The 6,933-nt window shown below is 67.2% G+C and carries 4 protein-coding genes; 2 read left to right on the forward strand and 2 right to left on the reverse strand.

Annotated elements, in window-relative coordinates:
- Positions 1-123 precede the first annotated feature (123 nt).
- Both D7V93_RS34140 and D7V93_RS34145 read left to right on the forward strand, forming a co-directional pair.
- Positions 124-1,167: a protein kinase domain-containing protein gene (locus D7V93_RS34140; RefSeq protein WP_120647361.1), complete on the forward strand. Its 1,044-nt coding sequence runs from the start codon at positions 124-126 to the stop codon at positions 1,165-1,167.
- A gap of 363 nt (positions 1,168-1,530) precedes the next feature.
- Positions 1,531-4,839, forward strand: coding sequence for an Ig-like domain-containing protein (locus D7V93_RS34145; protein ID WP_120647362.1), 3,309 nt, complete (start codon positions 1,531-1,533; stop codon positions 4,837-4,839).
- 119 nt (positions 4,840-4,958) lie between these two features.
- On the opposite strand, the gene D7V93_RS34150 is transcribed toward D7V93_RS34145, so the two are convergent.
- On the reverse strand, positions 4,959-5,369 hold the full coding sequence (locus D7V93_RS34150) for a hypothetical protein (protein ID WP_147451488.1): 411 nt from the start codon (positions 5,367-5,369) through the stop codon (positions 4,959-4,961).
- A 39-nt stretch (positions 5,370-5,408) separates the two neighbouring features.
- Entirely contained in the window at positions 5,409-6,836 is a 1,428-nt protein-coding gene (locus D7V93_RS34155; RefSeq protein WP_120647364.1) for a hypothetical protein, read from the reverse strand.
- Between the last annotated feature and the right edge of the window lie 97 nt (positions 6,837-6,933).

Below are 6,933 nucleotides of genomic sequence, written 5' to 3' on the forward strand. Positions count from 1 at the left end.
GGATGGGGTCAATCATCGGGAAGGGGGCGGATCCCACCATCCACGTCCTGGGACCGCAAGCCAACAGATGGGGGCCGAGCCCGGGGTGAGGCCGCGCTACAGTGAGTTGGGAGGTGCACTCACATGCGACTTCAACTGGGAGCGCTGACGGAGGACAGTGCGAAGGCCCTCGCACTGGAGTTGGCGAGGCACTCGGGGGGCACATTTGACGATGCGGAGATCCTCGAGATCACCACCGCCATCACGGGAGCCATTCCCGCAGCGGCGCAAGGAGCCCCGCTCGTCCAGCTTGATCCGATGAAGGTCCTGCAGGGCCTGGATGTGTCGACTGCGAAAGCCAAGGTGCTCAGGTTCTGCCTGGCGGCCAGGAAGACCTATCAGCCCGCGAGCGCCACAGTCGTCACCGTCGTTCCAACGTCCGGCGCGGCATCAATGCCCGTCGTCCCGCAGCCGGGGCCCTCCGCCCCTCCACTGCCTCGTCAGGTCGGGCCCTGGACGTTCACCAACATCCTCCTCGGGGCTGGCGGCTTCGGGCGGGTGTACCTGGCTCGCGAGGGAACATCGCTCCTCGCGGTGAAGCAGCTCACGAACTCCGAAGAGGCCCGTCTCGAATATGAGGCCATGCGGGGGCTCAAACACCCGGCGATCCCCATCCCCCTGCGCGTCTTCCAGTCGTTCCTGGCGCTGGAATACATCAACGGGGATTCGCTCAGGAAGCACGCACCCATGCCGCCCTGGGGGATTCGGGTCGTCGGTGCGCAGATCGCGAGTGCGCTGACCTATCTGCACGCTCAAGGCAGGTGTCACGCGGACATCAAACTCGCGAACATCATGCTCGACCGGGTCGCGCTCGCCCGAAAGAGCGCGAACTGCGTCAAGCTCATCGACTTCGGGCTTGCCCGACGCGTGAATGTCTCCGAAGGCCAGGGGCCCTACCTCGCGGACATCCGGATGTTGGGGAGGGTGCTCTTCCAACTCGCCATGGGGCCCGACGCCGAGCCCCCCCTCCGGCCTCTGAGCGCCCCCCGATTGGCCTCGATTGGGCCAAGGCTTGCGCAGGTCATCAACCTCTGCCTGCACGCCGGACCTGCCACCCCCGTGACCGCGCTGGGGGTACACCGACATCTCCACGCCACCTCGGCGGTGGGCGGCTACCAGGATGCCTGACCCCGGCAAGGGTCCCGAAGAACCGCACCGTTTGCCTTTCATTTTTTCCGCCCTGGCCCCCGAATCGCATCCGCGCCTCCCCTCTGTGCGCAAGTTGTAATCCTGGAAAAGTGTCTGTCTGGATGGCCCTTCTGGTTTTGCCGGCCATGGGACTCCCTTGACGGGAACGGTGCCCGCGAGCCAGGCCCCCGCTCCGGCGGTGCTGGAGGCGGAGCCGCTGCGCGTGTTCGCGGGTCTGCCGGACTCGGAGGGCTGGGGCTTCTTCGCTGTTCGTCACGTCATGGATGGGGTTGCCAAGACCGGAATAATCAGGCAATCCCAAACGTGGGAAGGCTGTCACAGGCCAACAGAGGGGGAAGTACCATGGGGTTGCGCCAAGGGCTGCTGAGCGGCCTGTTTTTCATTGTCTCCAGTTGTGGTCCCACGTCGTTGGAGGAGCCGGCGCCCGACAAGGCCCTGGCGCGGACCCGAGCCGAGCGGCTCGTGGCGGAGCGTGGCTTCGACCTCCGCGAGGTGTCGCTGGTGCCGGACGGGAAGGGGAACCGGCACGCGCTCCACTTCCGGGGCGTCCCCATCTGGGGCCTGGAGGCGAAGACGGCGGAGGAAGAGGCGCTCTTCTCCAACGCCCGCTTCGAGTCAGCGGGCGCGGTGGAGACGGAGGCCCGGCTCACCGAGGCCCAGGCCTGGGAGGCCGCGCTGGCGGCCTTGAAGGACTCCACCGCGAAGGTGGAGGCCGTGAAGCTGGTGCTCCTGCCCACCGAGGAGCAGCGGCTGCGCAAGGACGCCGCGCCGAGCTTCGTCGGCTCGCGCAACGCCGCGGACTTCGAGCGGGTGGTGACGGGCCTGCGGCTCATCTACCGGCTGAAGCTCTCCACGGGCGGGGACGCGCGGCGTCGCTGGATGGCGCAGGTGGATGCCCGCTCCGGCGAGGTGCTGCGCCTGGAGCCGCTCGAACACATGGGGGTGACGGGGACTCCCAAGAAGGCCGTGGGCAATGGCTACTACTCGGGCAGATCCACCATCTCCGTGCTCTACGACGCCTTTGCCAGGGTCAACCGGCTGCGGGACCCCCACACCAATATCTACGAGGCCTACGTCGTCGTGGAGCCGAGGTCCTATGCCTATGTGGAATACGTCAGCTCGGACCTGAACCTTGGCGATGGGCTCCGCTACAGCGGCGCGGGTCCTCTCGGGACCAATGGTGAGACCGCGGCGGTGGATGCCTACTCCGCCGTGAACCTGGCGTGGTCCGTCTACGAGACCTTCCTGGGGCGCAATGGTCCTACCGGGAATGGCACGGCCTTCGAGGTCCAGGTGCACGTGCCCATGGCGAACGCCGCCTATTTTCCCGACGAGTACGAACCGAGCCTGGCGTTCGGTTATCGCGACCTCGCGGTCCGCCCCCTGGCCCCGATGACGACCACCGACATCGTGGGCCATGAGATGGCCCATGACTTCTTCGCCCGGGAACTGGCGGGGGACCCCGCGAACATTCCGAGGGAGCGCTCGGAGCAGGCCGGGCTGAACGAAGGCACGGGGGACATCTTCGGGTTCGTCACGGAGCTGCTGCGTGACGCGAAGCGAGCATCGTCGACGTCGACCTACATCGACGGGGTGGTGCTCAAGGCCTCGAACTACACCTCCGCCGAGGAGACGGGCACCGCTGGCCGCAGCATCCTGGAGCCCAACAACCCGGAGTGGGTCGAGAATATTGGCTCCTTTGATGAACACGACTCCGGCGGCCCGCTGGGGCGGATGTTCATGCTGCTGTCCTATGGCTGCGGCACCAATCCCCAGAGCCCCTGGTCCTGCCGGCTGGTTCCCGAGGGCTTCGGCGGACTGGGGCCCACGGAGGCGCTGCGCATCTGGGCGCTCGCGGTGCAGTTGATGCCCCTGGGTTCGGACTACCTGCAGGCGCGCCAGGCGGCGCTTGCCGCCGCGACCACGCTGGACGGCACCCAGGGCGGCAACCGGATGCGGGCCGTGGCCTACGCGTTCGCGGCCATCAACGTCGGCTACAAGCCGGACTTGTTTCCGCCCCAGACCACGCTGAGCTGCCGGCAGGTGCTCCAGGACATCGAGTGCACCGGTACCATCACCGACGCGGAGATCCCGGGGCAGTACAGCCAGGCACCGCGCCTGGTGCTGGATGGCGGCACGCAGATCAAGACGCTGCCCGGCTGGCAGTTCACGCAGACCCTGTCGGGCGCGGGGCTGGCGAGCGGCAATCATACAGTCCAGCTCCAGGCGTGGGACTACTGGCAGAACCCGGCCACGAGGACGGTGACGGTCTTGCTGGACAAGACCCCGCCCACGGTGGCCTCCGTCACCGTCTCCGGCCTGCCGAAGCAGCCTCGCTACTCCGTCACCGCGAGTGACGCCTCCGGCATCCGCGTCGTGGAGTTTGGCGAAGGCGCCCAGGTGCTGTCCGGGGTGTTTGCCCCTCCTTATGAGTATGCGTTGGACACCTCCACCTGGACCGATGGCATCCATGACGTGGTCATCCAGGTCTCCGACACGTACCTGAATGCCACCGTCCGCCACCAATCCCTGAAGGTGGACAACACGCCGCCCACCGTGGCGATGACGGTGGGCAGCGGCCAGGAGGCGCCCTTCAACGTGAACGTCACGGTGACGGATGCCTCGGACGTGGCGCGGGTGGACTTCAAGGTGGACGGGGTGGTTTTCGCCACGCGGACCCACGTGGCGACGACGTACCTGGCCAGCTACATCCCCAATGATCCGCTGGCCCACAACCTCACGGTGGAGGTGACGGATGCCTTCGGCAACAAGAGGACGACGGGCACGGCGGCGCCGCTCGACCGGACGCCGCCGCAGGTGAGCTTCCTGAAGGAGCAGGTGAGCTCGCTGGTGAAGTTGACGGTGGGCGTCTCGGATGGCTGTGGCGTGCAGTACCCGTATGCGCTGTATGTGGATGGAATCCTGGTGGGGCAGCCCACGACGCCGGGGTACGTGCTGGAGTTCGGAGCCAGCATGGCGGCGGGCACGCACGCGTTCCAGGCCATCGTCAGCGACAAGTGCGGCAACACGGCGAACTACCAGACGACGTTCTTCAAGGACCTCACGCCGCCGGTCATCACGGGAATCGTGAGGGACGACAGCCAGCCGAAGAAGCCGAAGTTCACGGTGCAGTGCACGGACACCGAAGGGGTGCACCACGTGGAGATGCGGGAGAACAGCGGCGTCGTCGCCCAGATTGACACGACGGCGCCGTATGAGTTCGTGGTGGACACCACGAGCCGGCTGGACGGCAATTACACGATGCTGTTCCAATGTTCGGACATCAATGGCGTCGCCAGCGCGCCGGAGACGCGCATGGTGACGGCGGACAACACGGGCCCGACGCACAGCTTGACCGTCTACGGGGCAGGCCGCTCGTACTTCGTCTCGGCGGGGACGGTGGCGGATCCGCGAGGCGTCCAGTCCGTCGTCCTCTCGGGAGGGCTGCTACCCGGCTTCAGCATCACGCTGACGCAGGCGCCCTATGGCTTCCAGTGGAACATCCCGGGCACCGGGACCCTCCAGACGCAGCTGCCGTTCACGGTGACCGCGAAGGACACATGGGGCAACACGTCCGGGAAGACGTTGTACTGCACGGTGAACACGGCCTCGACGACGCCGAACTACCTGAGCTGCGTCACCCCTCCGTAAGCAGGGAGGCCCGGGCGTCCGCCTCGGTCGGGCGGCGCCTGGGCCGGTGAGGGCGTCGGAGCCGCCCGTGTCCGTGTGGCCCTCGATGAGCATGCGAGGCAGCTCCAGATGCTCCAAGTTCAGCGGCCTCCTGCGGCCTTCGCGCGCTTGCGTTCGACGAGCTCGCGCGCGGCCTGATCGCTCGTGACGAAGTCGACGTCTCCCTTCAGCCTTCCCGTGAGATAGAGCGCGAACGCGACGGCCTTGGCGCTCGCCATCTGAAGGCGGTTCGTTCCGACATAGACGACGCCTCGCAGCCGCTCCGGGCTGGACTCCTTGCTGAAGTGTTCGCGAGCGGCCTTGTCGATGGTGGACCCATTGATGTCCACGATGACGAACACGGGGCCCTGGACCGCCGCCTCCTGCACGATGGAGAGCAGGCGCTTCGCATCGTCCAGGCCCGTGGCGCCCTTGAAGTCGACGTACAGGATGTCGGGCTCCTCGAAGTGCACCCGGTGCATCCCAAACACCCATTCACGTCGCTCTGTCATCACGCCCCCCCGGGCAGAAACGCACGAACGGGGCGGAGCTTATCCTTTCGCTCCCAGGAGACCAAAGGGCCTCCATTCGAGGATCTTCAGGTCGAATCCTTCACGACGCTTCTCGGCGAGCCAGTCCTCCAGCGCGCTCAGCGCGGACGCCTCGTCCTCGAAGCTCCGGCGCTCGCCGTCCCGGGTGACCAGCGTCGAGCCCTCCACGATGGCGGAGGTGTACTGCGCCTTGCCTCCGTACTTCGAAAGCTCTCGCTCCAGCGGGCCCCGGCCGGGAACCGTGGTGGTCACGCGCAGGAAGTCCCCTGTGTAGCGCGCCTCCAGCCGCCGCACCTCGCGCGCGGCGGCGTCGGGTCCCTCGAAGACGAAGCGGAACGTCCGCATCAACCCGTTGTTGTAGCCCGCATGGAGCTGGACGATGGCGTCGAAGCGTTCAATCTCCAGGAAGAGGTCGCCCCGCCTGCGCCAGAGGGTCACCCGCTCTGATGCTCGCGTCGCGGCAAGGGCCGGCGGCGTTCCTTCCTGCGCGAGGAACTTCTCCCCGTCGTAGATGGCCAGCGGGAGGCCGCCAGGACGCATCAGCCACACCTCTCCCGTCTCCCGCCGCGCATAGACGACATCCGTCGCTCGCGCATTGGCGGACGCCCGTGCCACGATCCCCTCGATGTCGAGCCCCTCGAGTTCTTCCGCTGTGGGCGCGTCCGGCTCGCGGAACTGTTGCTCCTGCGGCGTCTCCGTGAAGACCGGCTCGCCCCGCCGGATGCGCTCGAAGAGGTCGTCGTGGTGGAGCTCCTCGAGGTCGAGGTTCCAGAGCTCGGGCACGAGGAAGGTGGACGCCAGGGACGCGGCCTCGCCACCGGGGCGGCCGTTCTCGAGGTGATGCTCAGCGTGGACTTCGCCGTAGCACGAGACGTCGTGATCATTCTCGTCGAGGAAGCGCGTCGTCAGGTCGCCCGCCACGACGAGGCTTTCATCGTTGTAGACGCCCTGGATGACGTCACGGACCACGAGGTCGCCGAGGACCAGGAAGTTCCCCGACGTCCGCAGCCCCTTCGCGACACAGCGGCCCACGACCACGACGGTCGAGTCCGGCCCACAGTCCGACAGCACGCCGTCCACCTCCAGGTCGCCGAGCACGATGAGGGGGCAGGAGACGAACAACGAACCCGGAGCCCGCGCGGTGCCCGTCACGACCAGGGCCTTGGACACCGACTCACCGAGCACCGCGTCCACGGGCTCGAGGACGTCGCGCAGCGCCACGGCGGCGAAGCCGATGTCCGTGAGGGGCCCGGGACAGAGCGCACGGGCGAAGTCGACGGGCATGAGCGGAGCCTCCCCCTTGAACACGCTGGCGAGGGACGTGATCGAGGGCTTGCCGTGATGGGAGAGCGCCTCGAGGACGGCGCCGTCGAGTCCGGCGAGCGTGGCTTCCGCTCGGGGCAGGAACTCACTCTTGGAAAGGATCATGGGCGCGCATCCTATCCACCGCGAAGCTGGACGGATTCACGATAGAAGCCGGGCCCCATGAAGACTCCCCAACTCCCCGTGGCCCCACCCCGCCTGG

The organism is Corallococcus llansteffanensis, assembly GCF_003612055.1.
Taxonomy (GTDB): domain Bacteria; phylum Myxococcota; class Myxococcia; order Myxococcales; family Myxococcaceae; genus Corallococcus; species Corallococcus llansteffanensis.